Annotated in this window: 20 protein-coding genes and 2 pseudogenes; 8 read left to right on the top strand and 14 right to left on the bottom strand. The window is 68.8% G+C overall.

Annotated features, from left to right (window positions below; all coding sequences use genetic code 11):
- From AD72_RS18665 to AD72_RS18625, 9 genes and pseudogenes are all read right to left on the bottom strand, one after another.
- Positions 1-167, bottom strand: a pseudogene (locus tag AD72_RS18665) (signal peptidase I); the annotation flags it as partial.
- A gap of 30 nt (positions 168-197) precedes the next feature.
- On the bottom strand, positions 198-1451 hold the full coding sequence (locus AD72_RS18660; protein WP_231644887.1) for an alpha/beta hydrolase-fold protein: 1254 nt from the start codon (positions 1449-1451) through the stop codon (positions 198-200).
- 217 nt (positions 1452-1668) lie between these two features.
- Positions 1669-2502 carry a hypothetical protein gene (locus AD72_RS18655; protein WP_031467818.1) on the bottom strand — a complete coding sequence of 278 codons (834 nt, stop codon included), beginning with the start codon at positions 2500-2502 and terminating at the stop codon, positions 1669-1671.
- A 21-nt stretch (positions 2503-2523) separates the two neighbouring features.
- Positions 2524-4101, bottom strand: coding sequence for an ATP-dependent acyl-CoA ligase (locus tag AD72_RS18650; RefSeq protein WP_031467817.1), 1578 nt, complete (start codon positions 4099-4101; stop codon positions 2524-2526).
- Positions 4098-4382 (bottom strand): zinc ribbon domain-containing protein, encoded by a 285-nt coding sequence (locus AD72_RS18645; protein WP_031467816.1) that lies wholly within the window; start codon positions 4380-4382, stop codon positions 4098-4100. The genes AD72_RS18650 and AD72_RS18645 overlap by 4 nt, the downstream gene beginning before the upstream one ends.
- The gene (locus AD72_RS18640; RefSeq protein ID WP_031467815.1) at positions 4379-5503 is read right to left on the bottom strand and encodes a thiolase family protein; all 1125 of its coding nucleotides are present in this window, start codon (positions 5501-5503) and stop codon (positions 4379-4381) included. Before AD72_RS18640 ends, AD72_RS18645 begins: the two co-directional genes overlap by 4 nt.
- On the bottom strand, positions 5500-6819 hold the full coding sequence (locus AD72_RS18635; RefSeq protein WP_343123733.1) for an MFS transporter: 1320 nt from the start codon (positions 6817-6819) through the stop codon (positions 5500-5502). The genes AD72_RS18640 and AD72_RS18635 overlap by 4 nt, the downstream gene beginning before the upstream one ends.
- 95 nt (positions 6820-6914) lie before the next feature.
- A complete protein-coding gene (locus AD72_RS18630; RefSeq protein WP_051898762.1) occupies positions 6915-7649 on the bottom strand; it encodes an IclR family transcriptional regulator in 735 nt (244 codons plus the stop codon).
- Positions 7650-7667: 18 nt separating this feature from the next.
- Complete coding sequence (locus AD72_RS18625; RefSeq protein ID WP_031467812.1) at positions 7668-8726, bottom strand: YeiH family protein; 1059 nt, start codon at positions 8724-8726, stop codon at positions 7668-7670.
- Positions 8727-8807: 81 nt separating this feature from the next.
- Between AD72_RS18625 and AD72_RS18620 the strand changes: the two genes are divergently transcribed.
- Positions 8808-9572, top strand: a complete 765-nt coding sequence (locus AD72_RS18620) for a GntR family transcriptional regulator (RefSeq protein WP_031467811.1) — start codon at positions 8808-8810, stop codon at positions 9570-9572.
- A gap of 3 nt (positions 9573-9575) precedes the next feature.
- On the opposite strand, the gene AD72_RS18615 is transcribed toward AD72_RS18620, so the two are convergent.
- Positions 9576-11369, bottom strand: a complete 1794-nt coding sequence (locus AD72_RS18615) for an alpha/beta fold hydrolase (protein WP_055731206.1) — start codon at positions 11367-11369, stop codon at positions 9576-9578.
- Between the two features lie 135 nt (positions 11370-11504).
- Between AD72_RS18615 and AD72_RS18610 the strand changes: the two genes are divergently transcribed.
- Together AD72_RS18610 and AD72_RS18605 are read left to right on the top strand one after the other, a co-directional pair.
- The gene (locus AD72_RS18610) at positions 11505-12617 is read left to right on the top strand and encodes a sensor histidine kinase (protein ID WP_156365260.1); all 1113 of its coding nucleotides are present in this window, start codon (positions 11505-11507) and stop codon (positions 12615-12617) included.
- Positions 12618-12631: 14 nt separating this feature from the next.
- Positions 12632-13264 (top strand): response regulator, encoded by a 633-nt coding sequence (locus AD72_RS18605; protein WP_031467808.1) that lies wholly within the window; start codon positions 12632-12634, stop codon positions 13262-13264.
- Between the two features lie 12 nt (positions 13265-13276).
- Here the strand turns inward: AD72_RS18605 and AD72_RS18600 are convergent, their stop codons facing one another.
- Positions 13277-14380 (bottom strand): SCO4651 family lipoprotein, encoded by a 1104-nt coding sequence (locus AD72_RS18600; RefSeq protein WP_484592864.1) that lies wholly within the window; start codon positions 14378-14380, stop codon positions 13277-13279.
- Complete coding sequence (locus AD72_RS18595) at positions 14322-15236, bottom strand: hypothetical protein (RefSeq protein ID WP_031467806.1); 915 nt, start codon at positions 15234-15236, stop codon at positions 14322-14324. Before AD72_RS18595 ends, AD72_RS18600 begins: the two co-directional genes overlap by 59 nt.
- Before the next feature lie 410 nt (positions 15237-15646).
- Here AD72_RS18595 and AD72_RS18590 point away from each other — a divergent pair, with 410 nt between their 5' ends.
- From AD72_RS18590 to AD72_RS18580, 3 genes are all read left to right on the top strand, one after another.
- Entirely contained in the window at positions 15647-16522 is an 876-nt protein-coding gene (locus AD72_RS18590; protein WP_031467805.1) for a dihydrodipicolinate synthase family protein, read from the top strand.
- A 123-nt stretch (positions 16523-16645) separates the two neighbouring features.
- Entirely contained in the window at positions 16646-17647 is a 1002-nt protein-coding gene (locus tag AD72_RS18585; RefSeq protein WP_031467804.1) for an NAD(P)-dependent oxidoreductase, read from the top strand.
- Positions 17644-18672: a DUF1015 family protein gene (locus AD72_RS18580; protein WP_051898760.1), complete on the top strand. Its 1029-nt coding sequence runs from the start codon at positions 17644-17646 to the stop codon at positions 18670-18672. The genes AD72_RS18585 and AD72_RS18580 overlap by 4 nt, the downstream gene beginning before the upstream one ends.
- 4 nt (positions 18673-18676) lie before the next feature.
- Here the strand turns inward: AD72_RS18580 and AD72_RS18575 are convergent, their stop codons facing one another.
- Positions 18677-19483: an NBR1-Ig-like domain-containing protein gene (locus tag AD72_RS18575; RefSeq protein ID WP_037346402.1), complete on the bottom strand. Its 807-nt coding sequence runs from the start codon at positions 19481-19483 to the stop codon at positions 18677-18679.
- Between the two features lie 251 nt (positions 19484-19734).
- Here AD72_RS18575 and AD72_RS37635 point away from each other — a divergent pair.
- Positions 19735-20241: pseudogene (locus AD72_RS37635) on the top strand (M23 family metallopeptidase); the annotation flags it as partial.
- Between the two features lie 16 nt (positions 20242-20257).
- Positions 20258-21070, top strand: a complete 813-nt coding sequence (locus AD72_RS18565) for a peptidoglycan-binding domain-containing protein (protein WP_031467800.1) — start codon at positions 20258-20260, stop codon at positions 21068-21070.
- A gap of 6 nt (positions 21071-21076) precedes the next feature.
- Here the strand turns inward: AD72_RS18565 and AD72_RS18560 are convergent.
- The coding region (locus tag AD72_RS18560) for a citrate/2-methylcitrate synthase (protein ID WP_031467799.1) at positions 21077-21607 on the bottom strand (531 nt) is incomplete at its 5' end.

The raw sequence follows: 21607 nt of genomic DNA, 5'->3' as shown, positions 1-21607 counted from the left end.
AAGGTCTGCTCCATCGACCCGGAAGGGATCGAGAACACCCGCGCGACGAACGTCTGGATCAGGAAGGTCAGCACCAGGACGACCAGAATCAGAATGGGCAGTTCCTTCCAGAACGAACCCTTCTTTTTCGGCTTGCCCTCGGTCTCCGCGTGGTCGTGTGTGGACACACGGTGAAGTGTGCCAGAGCACCGAGACCGTCAGATGGCCCGGTGGTTGCGGTGGTGTGCCCGATGAACCGGCGCGCTGCCGGCGAGCAGCGGAACGGGCAGCGGCCGGGTTCGCGTCTGCGTCGGCGGGGCGCTGAACTGCTGGGAGGCATAGGCCAGCAGATAGGGCAGCGCCGCGCGCGCCGTGTGCCAGGTGTGGTTGAAGCCGTATTCCTTGTGCAGCACGGCGTTCTGCCCATCGGCCTGCAGTGCGCGGACGATCCGGTTTCCGGTGGTCACATCGGTCGGCGCTCCGGTGCCGACATCGACCAGGGCGGCCATCGGATACGGGAACCGCATTCCGGGCAGGTACGCGCGCGGGGTGTTGGCCCGCACCAGCGCCCGGTTGCCGCCGAGCAGCGCCGCCGAATCGCCGAGATCGTCGTAGGGCAGGGTGATCAGCATCGTCGAGTATTCCTCGGTGTGGTGCAGCCCCGCGTTGAGCGCGCAGAACCCGCCACCGGACATCCCGCCGAGCGCCCGGCCCGCGCGGTCCGGGATCGTGCGGTACGCGGCATCGATCCGGCGCACCACGGTGCCGGTCAGGTAGCTCTCCAGCTGCGGACCGTGCGGCACGTCGAGGCATTCCCAATCGGTGCTCGGGGTACCGGCGGTCATGTCCACACCGACCAGGATCATCGGCTGCACGAGATGCTGCCGGTAAAGCAACTGCGCGGTGTTCATCGCGTCTCCCGCGGTGAACCAGTCGTCGGGTCCCCCGTAGGGATAGCCGTGGATCAAGTAGACCACCGGATACCGTTTGGCCGCGTTCCGCGGATCGAAATAGCCGGGCGGCAGCAGTACATTCGTGGTTCCGGACGGAATGTGCAGGGACGGGTCGGCGATGGATATCCGCTGCAGCACCGGATCCCCGTTGCCGCTCGGTGTCGCTGAGGTGTGCAACCGCGCGGCCGCCACGCGCTGCTCGGGATCCTGCTGCTGATCGCCCCCGAGCCACCCGCCGAGCCAGGATGTGGCCGGGCCGCCGCGGTCGAGCAACCGCGCCAGATCATGATCGGTGCGCACATACCCGACGTAGCTGTTCACCCCGGCCGCGACCGTGAAAACGGCGCACACCAAGGCCACCGCGACACAACTCCAGCGCGCGATCTTTCGCCGGCGCAGCCACCACGCCCCCGCGATCAGCAGCACCGTGACGCAGGCCGCGAGGATCCAGATCCACGGGGCTTCCCACGGACCGGTGGCACGGGTGGCATCCAGCACATTCTCCGGCAACGTCGGCACCGTCGCACTGTGATCGGAATGACCGGGCACACCGCACCTCCCTCGGAACTCATTTCTGCCCATCAAGACGCCCGGACCGGGATCGGGTTGTCCCCCGGCGGCGAAAAACCATTTCCACCAGAATACCCTGCCATTTCCGGGTTATGCGCCGGACAGAAAAGGTTAGCGGACGGCAAAATCCGATTCGGGAAAAGTCAATGAAACGATCAAATTCGCTTTAATCACGTTCCGGAGAGGCGTGAACCGGGCCGGGTTCGCCGAACCGCGCCAGCGCGATGGCGGCGAGGACCGCGACCGCGAATCCCAGGGCCGTGAGCGGCAGAAAGCCCGGGCGGGCCGCATCGCCGAGCGCGGTGAACCCGATCAGGGAAGGCAGCAGGGTCTCCCCGAGCACCATCATGGCGGTGGCGACGGTGATCCGGCCGCGTTGCAGCGCGGCGGCGAAGGCCAGGACGGCGACCACGCCCGCCACCGGAATCGCGTAGGCCGCCGGGTCCGCGAACCACACCGCCGGATCGAACACCCGGCTCGCGATCGCCACCGCACCGAACGCGAACCCGGCGAGCAGGCCGAGAACGGGTCCGCGGACCCGGGCGGGTAACCGGGCGGACAGCCAGGCAGGTACGGCGAGCCCACCCGCCGCGATCAGCACCGCGAGGTGGAACGCCGTACCCGTGTGCGCCGCCCCTTCCCGTGCCGCGCCCGCTCCGAGCAGCGCGAGACCGGCGCCCACCGCGAGCACCGAGAGCCATTCACCACGGGCCAGCGCCGTGCGCATCAGCCACCGGGCTCCGAGCGCGGTCACCGCGAGGCTGCCCGCGAGCATCGCCTGGACCAGGAACAACGGCAGCGTGCGCAGGGCGAGCACCTGGGCGAGAAAACCCAGTCCGTCCAGCGCGAAGCCGAGCAGGTACCGCCAGTGCGTCAGCAGCCGGAACAACGCACGGGGAGCCGCGTGCTCCGGCCCGGCCTGCGCGGCGATCGCCTGCAACACCGAAGCCATCCCGTAGAGCACGGCGGCCAGCGCCGCGCAGACCAGACCCCACCACACGACGGCCGAGCGTACGCGCGCTCAGCGGGACAGCTGGTATCCGGCGGCCTCGCGGTCCCAGGTCCGCGGGGTACGGCCGCGTTCCCGCAGCACCGATTTGCGCACCTTTCCGTTGGCGGTGAGTGGCAGCTCGGTCACGAATTCGATATAGCGCGGCACGGCGAAATAGGCCAGCCGCGCGGAGCAGAATTCGGTCAGCTCCTCCGCGGTGAGCCGCTGTTCCGGTTCGAGCAGCACGGCGACCATCACCTCGTCCTCGGCCAGTTCCGAGGGCACCGCGAAGGCGGCCACGTTCTGCACGGCCGGATGCAGCCCGACCGCCTGCTCCACCTCGAAGGAGGAAATGTTCTCTCCCCTGCGCCGGATCGCGTCCTTGATCCGGTCGAGGAAGCGGAACCAGCCGTCGGGTTCCCGGATCACCCGGTCACCGGTGTGGAACCAGAGATTGCGCCACTGCTCGACCGTGGTCTCCGGGCGGCCGTGGTACCCGGTGGCGAAGGCGAACGGTTCCTCGTGGCGCAGCACGAGTTCCCCCGGAGTGCCGTCCGGGACCTCCGCGTCGTGTTCGTCCACCACCCGCGCCTCGAATCCGGCGCGTACCGGGCCGAGATACCCGGGCCGCTGTTCCCGCGGTCCGGCCCCGATCACCATGTTCGTCTCGGTGGCGCCGAATCCGTCCACGAGCGTGATGCCGAACCGTTCGGTGAAGGGGCGCTGCAGCGAAGCCGGGGTCGCCGGGGCAAGTGCCACCCGGGCCCGGTGCGCCCGGTCGGCCGCGCTTTCCGGGCGGCTGTACAGAATATTGACCATCGCGCCGAGCAGATAGGTCACCGTGGCCCCGGAATCGGCGAGCTCGCCGAGGAACCCCGATGCGGAGAACCGTTGCCCGAGAACGTATTCCGCCCCGGCGACGAGTGCCTGACCGAAGGCGTTGAGCGCGTTCGTGTGGAACAGCGGAAGGCAGGTGTAGAGCACATCGCCCTCGACGATGCCCAGCGCCTCGGTGACGTGCACACCCCACCAGTACAGCTGAGCCTGCGGGCAGCAGACCCCCTTGGCCGGGCCGGTCGTGCCCGAGGTGTACAGGATCGTCATGGTCTCGCCGGGTTCCACCGGGGCGGCCACGACCGGTCCGGCGGGTTCCGGCACGGGCACGATCTGGTATCCGGGCGGTGGCTGCTCGGGAATCCCGTCCAGCGCCCACACCGTCTCCAGCCGTTCCGGGCGCTCGACAAGGGCGAGGTGCCGGATCAGCGAGGTCTCCGCGATCAGCAGCCGGGAACCGGAATCGGCGAGCGCGTGCCGCAGTCCCTCGCCGCGCAGTGCGGTGTTCAGCGGAACCGCGACCGCGCCGATCCAGGCGCAGCCGAGCACCGTGTCCAGCAGCTCGACCCGGTTGGTGGCCAGCACCGCAACCTGATCGCCGCGACGGATCCCTTGTGCGGCAAGGGTTCCTCCCGCAACGGCGGCGGCATCCCGCACCTGGGCATAGCTGCGCCGCAGTTCGCCGATCCGCAGGAAGTCCCGGTCCCCGAACCGGTTCGCCTGGCGTTCGAGCAGCGCGGGAAGCGTGCACTCGGAAAGCGGCAGCCCCCTCATGCCACACCTGCCGGAACATAAGCGCCACCGGGCCCGGTCGACAACCGCACCCGCGCTCCCGGTTCCACATCCGCGGGCAGCGCGGCGACCACGAGCGGGCCCGCCTCCGAGCGCACCGAACCGATCCGGGCCTCGCGCACCTCGGTGAGTTCCTCGACGAGACCGTGCACGGCGTGCACCGTGCCGAACTCGGTGCCGTGGCAGCGCGGGCACACCGGCCGCGGCGGGAAGTGCACATGATGACAGCGCAGACAGTCGCGCATCGGGATCCCTTCACTCATACGGCCTCCAATACCGCGAGATTGCCGAGTGCCCCATAGCGATAGAGCACCATGCCGTAGCCGGTCACCGCGGCGAGGCGGGCGCCGACCTGGCGCTGCCCTGCCTGGCCGCGCAGTTGGCGCACCGCCTCGACCAGACCGTGCATCCCGCCAGCCGCTCCGGCCTGCCCGGCCGAGAGCTGACCTCCGGATGTGTTGCACGGCAAGGATTCCCAGCGGGTGTGCAGGAACCTGCGCAGATCCCCGTCCGGAACAAGACCGAGGTCGGCGAGCTGGGCGAGCACCATCGCCGGATAGTCGTCGTACACCTGAACCAGGTCCAGGTCCTCCGGTCCGCATCCGGCCCGTTCCCAGACCTCGGGCGCGATCCCGGCGATCCCGGTGACCAGACCATCGCCGTCCTGATCGTCCGGATTGACCGAGGTGCCCATGGCGCGCACCCGAACCCCGCCCGGTCCCGGATCGGCCTCCACCAGGAGCGCATCGGCCCCGGTGACCACCGGAACACAGTCGTAGCGGTGCAGCGGCGGGGCGACCGGGGGCGCTGCCAGGTACTCCTCGATCGTCAGCGGGGCGCGGTACACGGCACCGGGATTGTGTGCGGCCCAGCTCCGCTGGCGCACCGCGATCGCGCCGTAGTCGGCCCGTTCCAGGCCATGGCGGCGCAGCTGCCGCTGGGTCAGCAGGGCGAACAGCGCATTGGGGCCATCGAGCGGAAGCGGGGCCAGGTGCTCGGTGGTCGCGCGGTTGTATCCGGTGACCAGCTCGTGGAACCGGCCGGGCGGAAAGGCGTCCCCGGCGAGCACGAGCACCGTGCGGCACTCGCCAGCGGTCACCGCGCGCACCGCGTGGCCGAGCATGTTGATCCCGGACCCGCCGCCGTTGGTGTCCTCGGAGATCCAGCGCAGCCGCAGACCGAGCCGCCAGGCGAGGTCCACCGCGTGATCCGGGGCGAGCGTGAAACTGGCGACGGCGAGCCCGTCCACATCCGCGAATCCGCGCCCGGCATCGCGCAGCGCCCGCGCGGCCGCATCGGTGAGCACGCTCTCGGTCGTGATGTCCGCGCCCGGATGGCGCTGATAGGGCGATTCCCCGCTGCCGGTGATGCCCGCTTCGGTCATGCCGCTCCTTCGGTGAGCACCTGTTTGCCGGGGGTCCGCTCCCCCGGCCGGGTTTCCTTGGCCGCGAACACCGCGATCGCGGTCAGCACGCCGAGCACGATCAGATACACCGCGACCGGCCAGGAGGAACCGGCCCAGCCGAGCAGACCGACCGCGATGATCGGGGAAAGACCGCCCGCGATCACCGAGGCGAGTTCGTGGCCGAGCGACATCCCGCTGTAGCGCACGTTCGCCCCGAACAGTTCGGAGAAGAAGCTCGGCTGGGTGCCGATCATCGCGCCGTGGCAACCGGCGACCGCGATCGTCAGCGCCAGCCACACGTTCACCGGAACCCGGGTGTCGAACAACAGGAAGAACGGGAAGGCGAACACCACGAGCCCGATCGCGCCCGCCAGATAGACCGGGCGCCGCCCGATCCGATCGGAGAGCGCGCCGAAACCGACCATGGATGCGCCCTCGATCGCCGAGGCCACCACGACCCCGATCAGCACCGTGTTCCCGCCGAGCCCGATATGCGTGCCATAGGCCAGGGAGAAGGTCAGGAAGATATAGGAGGCGCCGTTCTCGGCGAGCCGGGCACCGAGGGTGATCAGCACGCTGCGCGGATACTTCCGGATCGCCTCCCATGCGGGCAGCCGGGACCGTTTCTGTTCGGTGGCCGCCGTGAATTCCGGAGCCTCCGAAATACGCGAGCGGATCGCCAGCCCGATCGCGGCGGCCAGGATGCTGAGCAGAAACGGAATACGCCAGCCCCAGGAAAGGAACTGCTCGCTCGGCATCGCCTGCATTCCGGCGAACAACAACGAGGAGAGCACCGATCCGGTCACCACGCCGGTCTGGCTCCACGAGGAATAGAAACCGCGCCTGCGCGCCGGGACGTGCTCACTGATCAGCAGCACTCCGCCGCCCCATTCCCCGCCGACGGCCGCACCCTGGATCACCCGCAGCAGCACCAGCAGGATCGGGGCCCACACGCCGATCTGGTGGTATGTCGGGAGAACACCGATCAGGAAGGTGGAGATCCCCATCAGGCTCAGCGTGACGACCAGTACTTTCTTCCGGCCGATCCGGTCACCGAAATGCGCGAAGATCACACCGCCGATGGGGCGCGCCAGAAATCCGACCGCGAAGGTGCCGAGCGAGGCGAGGGTGCCGATCAACGGCGCGGCCGGTGGAAAGAACAATTTGTTCAGTACGAGCGCCGCCGCCGTCGCATACAGAAAGAAATCGTACCATTCCAGAGCGTTTCCGGCGTAGCTCGCGAGTACCACTTTCCATGGCTTGTTTCGAACGGGCGAGGTAACCGAGTTTGGCATGACCTACCTCATTCCGGGATGTACCGGGGCACAGCCGATCTTCGGCCCGGTTCCGGCGAGTTCCAAGCCCATCGGTCCGCTGACCGGACCGGTGCTCAGAGCGCGAGGGTGCGCCCGAGCCCGCGGCTCGCGGTCTGCAGCGCGGGCACCAGCCTGCGCGGATCGAACCGGTCCGGCGGGGCGACCAGGGAAAGGCAGCCGATCAGCGCGTCCCCGGCGAACACCGGGACCGCGACCGCATCGCAACCGCTCGCGTGCTCCTGCCGGTCCACCGCGTAGCCGCTGTCCCGCACCGCGGCGATGTTCGCGCGCAGGGTGTCCGGATCGGTGATGGTGAACCGGGTCCGCGGCCGCAGACCGGCCTCGATCGTTCGGGCGAGCACATCCTCCTCGGCGAACGCGAGCAGCACCTTCCCGCTCGCGCTGCAGTGCAGCGGGCTGCGGTTCGGCGCACGGCTCGCGGAGATCCCGCGCGGCCCGAGGAACCGCTCGATCCGGAACAGTTCGAGGTCCCCGCGCACCCCGAGGTGCACGCTTTCCTGCGTGCTCGCGAACAGGTCCTCCATGAACGGCAGCGCCGCCGCGCGCAGCTTCAGATTGCGCGGCACCTGCAGGCCGAGCTCGTAGAGCCGGGGACCGAGCCGGTAGCGCCCGTCGTGGCGCTCGAGCACGCCCCAGGAGAGCAGTTCCGCGCCGAGGCGGTGCACCGTGGCCTTCGGCACCCCGCTGCGCCTGGCGAGCTCGTTGAGCCCGAGCACCTCGTTGCGCGCACAGGTCTCCACGATCGCCCGCACCTTGATCAGCAGCGAATCGCCCGGTTCCTCCGGCATCCGCTCACGGTAGCCCCTTTACATGGTCCCGGTCAGCGCCTGCAGTCCGAGGCTGCTCGCGGCCACCGCGATCCACAGCAGGGCGCCGAGCAGCAGCGGACGGTGCCCCGCCTTGCGCATATCGGAGAACCGCAGGGAGAGCCCGATCCCGGCGAGCGCGGTGGTGATCAGGAAGGTGCCGACCGCGGAGAGCACCGGATGCCAGCTCTCCGGGAACACGCCGAGGCTGTCCAGCGTCGCGGCGACCACGAAGCCGATCAGGAAGGCGGGCACGATCTTGCGCCAGGGCATGGTGCGCAGCCGCAGTTTCCCGCCGGTGGCCTGCTTGCGGGCGGTGAGCACCGCGAGCACGAGCACGATCGGGATCAGCATCAGCGTGCGGGTCAGCTTCACGACGATCCCGTACGCGCCCGCGTCACCGCCGTAGGAGTACGCCGCGGCCACCACCGAGGAGGTGTCGTTGATCGCGGTACCGCTCCACAGCCCGAACGCGTGCGGGCTCATCCCGAGCGCGTGCCCGATCGGCGGGAACAGCAGCACCGCGGCGATGTTGAAGGTGAAGATCGTGCCGATCGCGTAGGCGACCTGGGTCTGCTTCGCGTTGATCACCGCGGTGGTCGCCGCGATCGCCGAGGCGCCGCAGATCCCGGTGCCCACTCCGATCAGCGTCTGGGTGTCTCCGCGCACTCCGAGCGCGCGCCCGAGCAGCCAGGCCCCGAGCAGCGCCACCGCGAGCGTGCCGAGCATCACCGGCAGCGAATCCCCGCCGACCTTGACCACCTGGGTCAGCGAGAGACCGGTTCCGAGCACCACGATCGAGGCCTGCAGCACCGGCTTGGCCGCGAACGCGTAACCGGGGGCGAGCCGTTCCCCGCGCAGTGCGGGCACCGCCGCCGCGGCCACCGCGCCGAGCAGGATGCCGAACACCGGGCCGCCGACGATCGGCACGAACTGGCCGAGAACCGTCGCCACCGCGGCCACCACCAGGGCGATCACCAGGCCCGGCAGCCGCTTCGACACGTTCGCCTGCCAGGACGGCCGGACTTCCCGATCCGTCTCGGTAGCCGTGGACACCACCGGCGCTCACCTCACTCCGTAAATGTACGCACATTTACGTTAGGAGAGGTACGCACATTTGACAACCGGTACCGTGCGGGCATGGCGAGAAGGACACTCGATCGGGTTGGCACCGAACCCCTGTGGCGCCAGCTCCAGCGCGAACTGCTCACTCGCCTGGAAGCCGGCGAGTTCACCGAGCTTTTCCCAGGTGAGCTGGCACTGGTCGAGGAGTACGGGGTCAGCAGGCACACCGTGCGCCAGGCCCTGCGCCAGCTGCGCAGCGACGGCGTGATCATCGCCGAACGCGGCCGCCAGCCACGGGTCGCGCCCGCGCCGGAGATCCAGCAGCCGATGGGCGCCCTCTACAGCCTGTTCGCCTCCGTCGAGGCAGCCGGGCTCGCCCAGAACAGCATCGTGCGCGCCTTCGACACCCGCGCCGACGCGCTCATCGCCGAACGGCTCAAGCTCGAAGCCTCCACCCCGCTGGTGTACCTGGAGCGGCTGCGGCTGGCCGGGGAGGAACCGCTCGCCCTCGACCGCGTCTGGCTACCGGCCGCGCTCGCCAAACCACTGCTCGACGCCGACTTCACGCACACCAGCCTGTACAACGAACTCGCCACCAGGGCCGGGGTACGCCTGGACGCGGGCGAGGAAGAGATCCACGCCGTGCAGCCCACCCCCGCCGAACGCGCCCAGCTGCGCTGCCCGGCCGAGGAAGCCGCCTTCTCCATCAACCGGCTCGGTTACACCCAGGGGAAACCGGTCGAATGGCGGCACACCCTGGTGCGCGGTGACCGCTACGCCCTGACCGCGCGGTTCTCGGCGGCGACCGGGTACCAGCTCATCCAGCGCCTCGACGAATAGCACTCAGGAGGTGCGCGGCAGCACCGACGAGAAGGGCCGCCCGTCCGCGGTGCCGCGCAGCCGGACGGTTTCCCGCGCCACCCAGGGCCGCCAGCTGAGCTCGATCCGGTGCCCCGCGGTCCGCAGCCGGGCGTGCGCGGTGCCGTCCCCGGTCAGCTCGACCGTGCCTGAGACGGCGGTGCCCGGTAGGAAGCGGTCCTCGTTCAGCGTGACCCGGTTGTCCCGATGGGTGATCGTGCCGCCGCGCAGACCGGGCACTTCCGAAGGTCCGAAGGCATTGTTCGGGTTGAACGGCGCGACCGCATCGGCGGCCGTGTAGTAGGCGGTCGCGGGCCAGTCCATGGCGCCACGCGGGAACCGGCCGAGCGCGCGGAAGTTCTCTCCGCTGCAGTGATCGGTGACCGGGCGCCGCGGAGCGGTGATGAACGAACGGATCGCCGCATCGACACAGGGCCGGTAGATCGAGGGAGTCAGCGAACCGGCGTGTGTGCCGAACGGCACGACCAGGGTCTGCCCCCGTTTCCCGAAGCGCGCGGCGAGTTGCCGGGCGCTGGACACAGCCCCGGCGTCGAGTGTCCCGGCGATCGTGAGCACCGGAATGTCCGGATAACGCGCGGCCGTGGGTACCGGTGGATCGACCACTCCGGTCGTCCAGTTCGCGCACCAGTCCTCGTAGGCGCCGTAGCGACCGAAGGCCTCGGCGGTCGTCATCGGCCGTTCGGGGTGCGTCCTCCGATAGTCGGCCAGCTGCTTCCTGCGCTGCGCGGCACCGGCTGAGCGGTCGAAGTGGAACTCCGAGTCATTGCAGAAGTAGGCCAGATACGCGGGCGGGTGCATGCGCAGCATCGGATCCGGATCCTGTTGACCGGGCGGTGGACCAGCCACCGAAACCAGCCGCCGCAACGGTGCCTTGTCCCCGGCCAGGTAAGCCGCGGCCGCACCATTGAGCTGCTGTGCCGTCCACGGCATACGGTAGGCGAGCACGGAGTTGAGCCCCTGCAGTGAGACTCGTGGATCGGGATGGGCGCGCAGCCGAGTCACCAGCTGCTCGACACGGCCGCGCGCCGTGCCGGGAAGCACCCGGCAGGTGACGGACCGGGCACAGGGCACCGGGACAGTCGCCAGTTGCGCAGCCTGGATATGCGGGAAATCCATGCCCTGCGCGAAACCGGTTCGCGCATCGAGGGGATCATTCGGACTGTCCAGGATCGCCGCCGCCGTGTGCCGGGGATACCTGGCCGCATAGGCGGGACCGTCCACGCTGCCGTAGGAATTCCCGTACAAGATCAGCCGATCCAGCCCGAGCACGACGCGCACCGCGTCGATATCGGCCACCCGCTGCGCCGTGTTGTCGTACCGGCCCTGCGGCTGGTTCGCACAGGCGGTGATCGTGGCCGGATCGTGCACCGTCAGCTCCGGACACTTCCAGGCAGTGGACTCGCCGAATCCGCGCCGCTCCACGATGAGCAGATCGTGATCGGCGAGCGTGGAGCCCAGCGCCGTGGTGAATTCCTTGACACTGCCGGGATCCGCGACCTGGTCCGGCCCGCCCTGCAGGCCGAGGATCGTGCCTGCGGACGCTTCCTCTCGATCGCGATGCGGCAGCCACACATAGGGAATCGAGAGGCGAGGTGAGTCGGGATCTGCCCAGTTGAGCGGAACCCGGATGCTCGCGGTGCACCGTTCGGTTGCTCCGGCACAGGGCGAGGACGGCACCTCGGATGCGGGCACGGCGGCGATTCCGGTCAGCACGACCAATCCGGTGAGCAGTAGCGCGATTCGTTGTCTGGTAACCATGTGCCCTCCCAGCGGTTCTCGCCGGTGGACGTTATCCGCGCGCGCACCGCCCGCACATCGGTCCACAGTCCGATCACCGATCCCCCGGAGTTGATCCGACCGGTCAACCTTGGGCAACTGAGTACGCTTTTCGTTGTGTGGAGTCCACTCGCCTGGTTCGAGCGTTTGGGCCAGCTCCGCAGGGACATGCTGGTTTCGGCGCTGCTGGTCGTGCTCGGTGTGCTCGCCTACGGTCCGTGGCGTGAGTACACCTGGCTCGCGGCCTGCTGTGCGCTTGTCAGCGGCGGTCTACTCCTGATCCGACGCCGGCACCCGGCCCCGGTGGCCGCCGTGCTCATCGCGGCTCTGGCCGCCGCGGTGTTCGCGCGCGCCGATCTCGCGGTGCCGCTGCTGTGCACCACCTGGCCCGCGGTACACGCACTCGCCGCCTGTCCCGGCGCCCGGCCACGCCGCATCGCCGGTCTGCTGCTTACTCTCGCAGCGGCGGGTTTTCTCCTGGTCATGTTCACCGTGATGCCACCCGGGCTCGGTGCACGATCCTATTTCGCCGGTGGGCTCGGGGTCGCCGGATATCTCGGTACCGCATGGTTCGCCGGCCGTTACACCGCGATGCGGGCCGCATCCATCGGCGAACTGCGGGCCCGTGCCGAACGCGCCGCCGCGGATGAGCGCGCCTGGCTGGCACGTGAACTGCACGACATGCTCGCCCACACGATGAGCGGCATGGTGGTGCTCGCCGGGGGCGCGCGCCGCCTCGCGGATCAGCAACCCGCAGCCGCGCTCACCGCGCTCGACCAGATCGAGCGCACTGGCCGCGCGGGCATGACCCAGACGAGGGCATTGGTGCGGGCGCTTCGCGAGTCCGAGGAACCGCGCGAATCCGGTTCCCTCACCGAACTGGGGCCATTGACCGAACCCGCACGCGCCGCCGGGATCAGCATCACCGTGCACGGGGATCCGGGAGAACTGCCGAAACCCGTCGACTCGGCCGCCTACCGGATCGTGCAGGAAGCAGTCACCAACACGCTGCGCCACTCCGACGCGGCCCGGATCGACATCGATTACCGCCGCACAGCAGGCGAACTCGAGATCGAGATCCGGGATGACGGAACGACCATGGTGAACACCGAACCGGGCTTCGGGATCGCCGGGATGCGCGAACGAGCGCGGTTGTTCGGCGGCGAACTCACCGCGGGACGCACCGAGCACGGCTGGACGGTGCACACACGGCTGGAGGTGCCCGAGTAACCGCCAAGACTTCCGTGCTGATCTGTGATGACGCGCCGATCACCAGAATGGGCCTGCGGATGCTCATCGACGCCGAGCCTGACCTGCGAGTGGCTGGTGAAGCCGAGACCGGGACCGAAGCCATCGAGCGCGCCAGCACGTGGGAGCCCACCGTCGTGCTGATGGACATCCAACTGCCCGGCATCGACGGAATCACCGCCACCGCACGGATTCGGCGCGCCCAGGACGCGCCGAAGGTACTGATACTGACCACCTTCGAACGCACCGACTACCTGCACGACGCACTGCGCGCCGGGGCGAGCGGATTCCTGCTCAAAGACGCCCCACCCGAACGCATGCTCGCCGCCATCCGTTCCGTCGCCGAAGGAAACGCCGACCTGTCCCCCGCCATGACGCGCGTCCTGCTCGACAGCATCGGCGCACACCTGCCCGCCGGGAACGATTCCCTGTTCGGCACCCTCACCGAACAGGAAACCGCACTCCTGCGGCATATCGCGAGCGGCGCGGCCAACGCCGAGATCGCCGAGTCGCTCGGCCTCACCGAGGCCACCGTGAAAACCTATGTTTCCCGGCTGCTCGGCAAGATCGGCGCCCGCGACCGAGCCCATGCCGTGGCGCTCGCCTACCAGCACGGACTGCCCCGCTGACGGGCTACTGGCTCAGTGTCCTTCTCGCTGCGCCTTCTCGACAGCAGCGTTGAGACGCTTGGACATCCTGTCCAGCTCTTCGGCCGAACGATGCTTTTGTTCCAACGTCTTTTCCGCGCTTTCCAGCTCCTTGAGCAACGGGTCGTCGTCTTCGATTCGCCCGGTCTCCGCGGCATCGAGATCACCCATAAGGTCAGCGGCGTCCGCCACCTCGTTCGGGGCCGGGGTCTTGATCGAGACCGGCTTGCCCCAGTCGCTGTAGCGCACGGTGACCTTGCCGGTCTTCGGCGACTTGGCACCTTCGAGGGCAGGACTGTCGAAAACGGCCTTGACGGGCAACTGCTGCCCCCGATCGAGGTAGAGCTCCGCGGGCAGGCTCGCGGGTGTCTTGGCGACCTGATCGCGAGTCCTCGCATCGATCTGCCGCGCCATCCCGGGATCCAGGTCATTGCCGAAGAGCTTCTTCTGCTCCTCGGCATCGAACCGGAGCAGTTTCCGGGTGTCGAGGCGTAGCGAGTGGTGCACGACCGGGGTTCCGTCGACCGTGGCGTTCTCGGTCCTGACCACCGTTCCCGCGGCCTTCATCCGCTGCACACTCCGCGCCGGATCGACATAGCCGGTGAGCAGACCCGTCAGCTTGCCGATCAGGGTCGTCATCAGATCGTGCTTACCCTTGTCGGGCTTCATCCATGCCTTGCCGCCATAGTCGGCACGATCCTCCGGGGGAACCGACACATAGGTGGCGTCCTTGGCACTGATGATGGTCGTCGAAGCGCCCTGCCCACCTTGTTCCATACGCATCCCGGACGCGGCAAGGTCGAGCGCGCCACTGCCACTCTGCCGGTCCGATCCGGCATCAAGCTCGTACCGGAAACGCATCGTGTTCGCCGCACGCTGCTTCTCCGTCACCGTGGCGGCGAGTTCCGGCATCGCCGTGGTTTCCGGGGCCGCACGGGACTTCTCGGCGTTGTCCCCGGGCGCGCTGCCGCATCCGGCGATCAGGCTCAGTGCGGCGGCCCCGGCCACGAGCGTGCCGACGGTTCTTCCCAGCACGATGCTAGTTCCCCCAGTTCCGGGCAATCTCGATGTCGCTTTGGTTCGCCTCGGCAAAACCATGGAGAATGAACTCGTGCAGGACGGCATCGTCCCCACTGCGCAGCGCCTTGTCCGCCGCGCTCAAGACCTCTCCGTGCTTGTACACGTCGCCCATGGCGAGGTTCTGGATGTAATAGACAAACGTGGCCTGCGGCGCGTTCAACATCTTCTCCTCGGGAACCTTGCCGAAAACCGCCGCCGCCTGGAGCCGTGCCTCCCGCTCCTCCTGGATGGTCTCCTTCTCCTTGCGTTCCTGTTCCTCCCGGTCGATCGCGTCCTGCACATCCTGCTTGTGCGCCGCGAAAATCCCCTCTTCGATGAAGGCCTTCTGCTGCTCGGCCGTGCCCCGGTACGCCTCGAGTGCCGCCGCACGAACCTTCGGCCCCTTCGCCTGCCTCCAGATCTCGAACACGAAACCCTGATCCGATTGGATCAGCAGTTCCGGAGTGGCAACGATGCCCACGGCAGCGGCCGCACGTTGTTTCGCCTCCCGCGCCAGCCGCGCCGCCTCCGCGTTCCGGTCATCGCGTTCCTTCGCTTCGAAAATCCCCCGCTGAATCCAGTTCACACAATCCTGCGCCGAACCCGAGAATGCCCGCTCTGCCGACTCCCGCACCTCCGGCCTGTCCTGCGCGTGACGCCACAGTTCGAAGACGAAGTCCTTGTCGCTCAACACGAGCAGGCTCGGCCCCGCTTCGATCCCCAGCACCGCCGCCGCGCGAACCCTGTCCTGCTCCGACGACCGCGAAATCTCGGCGGTCCGAGCCGAGATATCCCGGTGTGATCCGCCATGCTGGGCCGCCGATGCCAACGGTGCCACCGAGCACGCCGTCACCACCGCCAACGACACCGCACCGATTCGCGCCGACAACCGCATACCGCGTCTGTGCATACTTCCTTCACCCCTCTTGGGCATACTTGCTCTCCGACCCACTCCTGGAGAGATCCCCGAATCCCCCACAAAACGAACTTCCGAACCGCAGTCATCCTCAATGTTTCACATCGATATGACAACCCCATATCGCGTGTTCCATCCAACATGTAACACAACGCCTCGAACGGCCGAGTCCAAAGGTATCGAATCGCGCGAACCCTGTAACAAATGTTTTCCACCAATCGATAAGTGTCCTGACCGAAGATAACGAATACAAAACGACGCACGAGTAGCTGTAACGAATCCCGGCGAGGCCCGGGGACCGGACGAGAACGAGGCCCGGGGACCGGACGAGAACACGGTCGCCTCGCCGCTACGGTGAACAGGTCGCACCGGATCGATGAGAGGACACCATGTTCACCGGACTCAGTGCCTTCCCGCTCACCCCGGCCAATGAGGAGGGAATCGATGAGCGCGCGTTCGCCGGACTGGTCACCCGGCTCGCGCACGCCGGTGTGGACTCGATCGGGGCGCTGGGCTCGACGGGCGGGTATCCGTATTTCGACCGCGCGGAACGGGCGGCGGTGGCCCGCACCGCGGTGGAGCACGCGGCGGGAATCCCGGTCATGATCGGCATCGGGGCGTTGCGCACCCGGGATGTGCTGGCGCTCGCGGAGGACGCGCAGCAGGCGGGCGCGGCCTCGGTGCTGCTGGCCCCGGTCTCCTATCAGCAGCTCACCGAGGACGAGGTGTTCGGCCTCTACGCGGATGTCGCGAAGGAGCTCTCGGTTCCGCTCTGTGTCTACGACAATCCGGGGACGACGCATTTCACGTTCAGCGATGAGCTGTACGCGCGGATCGCGGAGTTGCCCGCGGTGGGCGCGATCAAGATCCCCGGGGTCCCCGCGGAACGCGCGCCGGAACGGATCGCCGCGCTGCGCGCGCTGCTCCCGGAACGGGTGGCGGTCGGAGTCAGCGGCGACCCGCTCGCGGCCGGGGGTCTGCAGGCGGGTGCCCGGTTGTGGTTCAGCGTGCTCGGCGGCCTGCTCCCGGAGCCGTGCCTCGCGCTCACTCGCGCCATCGCCGGTGGCGAACCGGTCGACGAGCTGACCATGCGGATGCGTCCGCTGATGGATCTGTTTCAGCGCTACGGAAGCATTCGCGTGGTCGCGGCCGCGGCGGCGCACCTCGGCCTCACCGAGTCCCCCGCGCTGCCGAAACCGCTGCGCGAGCTGGATGCCTCGGCACGCGCGGAGGTGGCGGCCGCGGTACGCATGGTGACCGCGTAGCTCCGCACACATCGGATCGCACCAGGGTATTGACGCGCCTGGACAACAGTCGCCATCATTGCGCTATAAGCAACAAGACTTGTAATGCGCAACAATCCCCTCCGATGGCGAAGGGAGCGGTCGATGAACATCCTCCTCGCCGACACGCTGCCGGACGACTTTCGCGCCGAACTCACCGCGCTCGGGCACCACTGCACGGATGCCCCGGAACTGGGCGCGGCGGACCTGCCCGCCCGGCTGCCCGGGTACGAGGTGCTCATCGTGCGCAGCACGGCGGTCCCGGCCGAGGCGCTGCAGGCGGGCGAGGATCTGCGCCTGGTGATCCGCGCGGGTTCGGGCACCAACACGATCGACGTGGCCGCGGCCGGGGAACGCGGGATCGCGGTGTGCAATGTGCCCGGCCGCAACGCGATCGCGGTCGCCGAACTGGCCTTCGGGCTGCTGCTCTCCCTGGACCGGCACATTCCGGAGGCGGTGACCGAGCTGCGGGCCGGGCGCTGGGACAAGAAGCGGTTCGCGGTGGCACGCGGCATCAAGGGCCGCCGCATCGGCATCGTGGGGCTCGGCCGGATCGGGCTCGCCTTCGCCGAGCGCGCGGTGGCCTTCGGTGCCTCGGTGTACACGCTCGCCAAGGCGGGCCGCGATGCGGAGACGCTGAGCCGGGCGCGGTCGATCGGGATGCGCTATGTCGACGGGCTGCCCGAACTCGCCCGCACCTGCGATGTGCTTTCCCTGCATCTGCCCTCGAACGCGGGCACCCGGCACCTGGTGGACGCCGCACTGCTCGCGGAACTGCCCGAGGGGGCGATCCTGCTCAACACGGCACGGGGCGAGCTGATCGATGAACCGGCCCTGCTCGCCGCACTGGACAGCAAGGGACTGCGCGCCGGGCTGGACGTGTTCGCCGACGAACCGGCGTCCGCGACCGGCACGATCGGATCGCGGCTGGCCGCGCATCCGAATGTGCACGGCACGCACCACATCGGCGCCTCGACCGAACAGGCACAGCAGGCGGTCGCCGAGGAAGTGCTGCATATCCTGGCCGATTTCACCGAGGGACGGCTGCGGCATTGCGTGAACCGCGAGGCGATCGGGCTCGCGCTCTCCTCCGGTGGTGCGCCGTGAGCGCGCCGCTGACCGTGCCCACGGATGTGCTGCGCACCAGGGCTCCCCGGCTGCGGCTGATCACCGAGGAGGACCGGGAGATCGCGGTCCCGGTGCCCTCGGTCGTGGTGTACCGCGTCGAATCCGGCGGGCACCGGCAGACCGGGATCCTGGTCGAGGTCGCCGTGGACGACTACCGCGCGGGCCGGATCCGCAGGCATGAGGAAACCCAGCCGGACCGGGTGCGCCTGCTGTCCGAACAGCGCGCCGCGGACGGTTTCGAACAGGTCCCGGTGACCCTGGCGCAATCCGGCCGTCCCGCGCTGCGTTCCCTGCTCGCCCGGATCACCGGGCACCCGCCGTGGACCAGCGTGACCACTCCCGATGGCGCGCACCACCAGGTCTGGGTGTGCGAGGATCCGGAGCTGTTGCGCGCCACCGCTGCCGAACTGGCCGCGACCGAGCTGCTCTACATCGCCGACGGGCACCACCGGATGGCCGCCGCCGATCAGGACGGGGCGGCATTGTCGGCCGGTGAACTCGAGCAGCAGCCCGCGAACGCGTTCACCCTCGCTGCCGTGTTTCCCGCCGAGGAACTGCGCATCCTCGGCTATCACCGCCATGTTCCGCGCCCGCACGGGGAATCGGCGCGCGAACTGCTCGCCAGGCTCACCGCGGCCGGTCCGGTCCGCGCCGTCGAACCGCATCCGGTTCCCGAGTCCGCGCCCGGCGAGGTGGCGATGTGGCTGGACGGGAACTGGTACCGGCTGCGGCTCGCCGGGGACCGCGCCGAGCTCGACGTGGTCACCCTGGACGAGCAGGTCCTCGCCCCGGTCTTCGGGATCGGTGCGGCCACGCCGTTTTCCGGTACCGCGGCCGAGGTCGCCGCCTTCTGCGCCGAACACGAGACGATCGGGTTCCTGCCGCATCCGCCCTCGATCGATGCCGTGCTCGCGATCGCCGATGCCGGTGCGACCACGCCACCGAAATCGACCTGGTTCGATCCGAAGATCCGTTCCGCGTTGTTCCGGCGCGCACTGCGGTGAGCGCTCAGCGCGCGACGTGCACCAGGAAGTAGACCGGCCGGGCGGAGGGGAACAGCGTCCGTCCGGCCCTGTCGGTCATCTTCCACCGCACCATGCAGTCGCCGGGCAGTTCCGGGGCGGTGGCCTCGACTCCGACCTTGATGCGCTCACCGGGCAGGGTGTCCCCGACCGGGATCCGGCGCGGGGTGCGGCAGTCGTGTGGTTCCAGTGGCCAGTCCTCGCGCGCCAGATACCGGTCGTGCCACGGGACCGAACCATCGTTCCGGATCTCCCAGACCTTGACGAACCGCTGCCCGGGCCGGACGACCGCGCCGTCCGGAACGGTCACATCGGCCAGGAACCGGCTCGCATCCCCTGGATAGCGCGGCACCCCCGGTTCCGCCCGCTGACCGGTTCCCTTGGTGAGCACCACGAGTACGGTGGCCGCGCAGGCGAGCAGCACCAGCACGACCCCGGCGAGGAACCACCAGCGGAACCGGGAACCGCGCGGTGGCCGCGGTCCAGGCTCCGGCGCGGTCTCGGGTTCCGGCGCGGGCGCGGGGTTCTCGGCGAGCTCGGTCCTGGCCCGTGCCCACCGTCCGCACCAGTGCTCCTCGTCCCCCTCGCAGGCGCGCACGAACTCCCGGACCGTCTCCCACGGTTGCAGCCGGTTGCCCGCGACCGTCTGGTGCAGCGTGGCGTGCGAAACGGCGCCGGATTTCTCGGCCATCCGGCGAAACGAGGGCTGCCCGGCCGCGGCCCGCAGCTCGACCAGTTCGCCGATGAACGATTCGAGGGCGGCCGGGCGGTGGCCGTTGGGTCTCTCGGACATGTCCCGCCCCCGTTCAGCACCTGTCAACCACGCCTGACTCGTCCGGTTTGACACCGTCTTACACGAGCCGCCCAGATTGGCGGGGCGGAGCCTACCACGGGTGGTTAAACCGGCCGTGCGCACTGTAAACGCCGGAACTCCACTGTCAGACGCGGTCGCGCGCGCGGTCCCGGCCGTCAACGAATCGGCGCGAGCGCTACCGGACCGTCCGGCTGTGCGGCAGTCTTCCGGCCATGACCAACAGCAAACGCATGTTCGCCGCGGGTGGGGTGCTCACCGCGGCGCTGACCGTGACACTCGGCATCGCCGGCCCGGCGCAGGCGGCCGCCAAACCGAACTTCCAGATGCCGTTCAAGTGCGGCTACACCGCGACCGCCGCCACGTTCAGCGGGCACAACCCGAAGTACTCGGTGGACTTCCAGAAATCCGGCATCACCGGAACCCCGGTGCTCGCCTCCGCGGCGGGCAAGGTCAGCAAGGTGCGCAACGAGGGCAACACCAGCTACGGCCGCTGGGTCGAGATCGATCACGGCGGCGGCTACACCACGCGGTACGCGCACCTGTCCGCCCAGCAGGTCAAGGTAGGCCAGAAGGTCGCGCTCGGCGCCCAGATCGGCAAGGCGGGCTCCACCGGCGGGGTCACCGGCCCGCACCTGCACTTCGAACAGCGGCACAGCGGGACGGTGCTGAAGGTCGTGCTCAACGGCAAGGCGGTCCCCTACTACGGGCACACCAGTTTCACCAGCAAGAACAGCTGCCACTGAGGAGAAGCGCATGCGTATTCTGCCAGCCGCCGCCATGGTCACCGCGCTGTCCGGGGCGCTGCTCACCGGAACGGCACTCGACGGTGCCGCCGCGACGAAGGTGAACATGGAGTCGGTCGTCAAGGCGGCGCAATGGGACCCCTACAAGAGCGATGAGTCGGTCACCCCGGGCGCCGGGGACAGCGTCAAGACCGTCGAGGAGGCGCTCGCCGCGAAGAAACTGCTGGACAAGAAATACGTCGACGGCCACTTCGGCTCGGTGACCGTCAAGGCGTACCAGAAATACCAGAAATCCCTCGGTTACACCGGGCTCGCCGCGAGCGGATTCCCCGGAAAAGGATCGCTGGCCAAACTCGGCAGCGGCCGCTATTCGCTCGACCACACCATCACGGTCGGCGCCAAGACGAGTATGAACGGCAAAACCGTCAACAAGCGGACCGCGAGCATGATCAAGGCGGCCGGGAAGAAATCGGGAATGAATTTCTCCCTCACCCAGGGTTCCTACAATCCCGGCGGGGTCGGCGGCTCCGCGGGCACCCACGACGGCGGCGGGGTCGTGGACATCTCGGTGCAGAACATCGGCAACCGGAGCAAGGCCGTCAAGGCCCTGCGCGAGGTCGGGTTCGCCGCATGGGAACGCACCCCGGCGCAGGGCTTCGCCCGCCACATCCACGCGGTCGCGATCAGCGATACCGATATGGCCCCGCAGGCGCAGGCTCAGGTCGGCGACTACTTCAAGGGGCTCAACGGGCTCGCGAGTCACGGCAAGGACGACGGCCCCAAGGTCAAGAAGGTGACCTGGGAGGAATACCAGCGCGGTTGAGCCGGATCAGCGCTGCCCGAACTCGACGTACTCGCGCAGCCGGTGACCGGTGTAGACCTGGCGCGGACGGTCGATCTTCGTCGCCGGGTCGTGGAACATCTCGCGGTAGTGGGCGATCCAGCCGGGTAGCCGGGCGATCGCGAACAGTACCGAGAAGTATTCCGTCGGGAAACCGATCGCCCGGTAGATCAGCCCGGTGTAGAAGTCGATGTTCGGGTAGAGCCCGCGTTCGGTGAAGTAGTCGTCGGAGAGGGCGCGCTGTTCGAGTTCCTTGGCGATGTCGAGCAGCGCGTCATCGGCGCCGTTCTTGCCGATCAGCCGGTCCGCGGTGGCCTTCACGATCTCCACCCGCGGATCGTGGCTGCGGTAGACGCGGTCCCCGAAGCCCATGAGCTTCACCCCGGGGCGCCCCTGTTTGACCCCGGTGAGCAGGCCGTCGATATCGCTTCCGGTATCGCGCAGCCTCTCCAGCATGTGCACCACTCCGGCGGTCGCCCCGCCGTGCAGCGGGCCGAAAAGTGAGCTTCCCCTTGAATC

Source organism: Sciscionella sediminilitoris (assembly GCF_000737195.2).
GTDB lineage: Bacteria > Actinomycetota > Actinomycetes > Mycobacteriales > Pseudonocardiaceae > Sciscionella > Sciscionella sediminilitoris.
The sequence above is the reverse complement of the archived record's forward strand: the minus strand, read 5'-3'. Positions and strand labels throughout refer to the sequence as shown.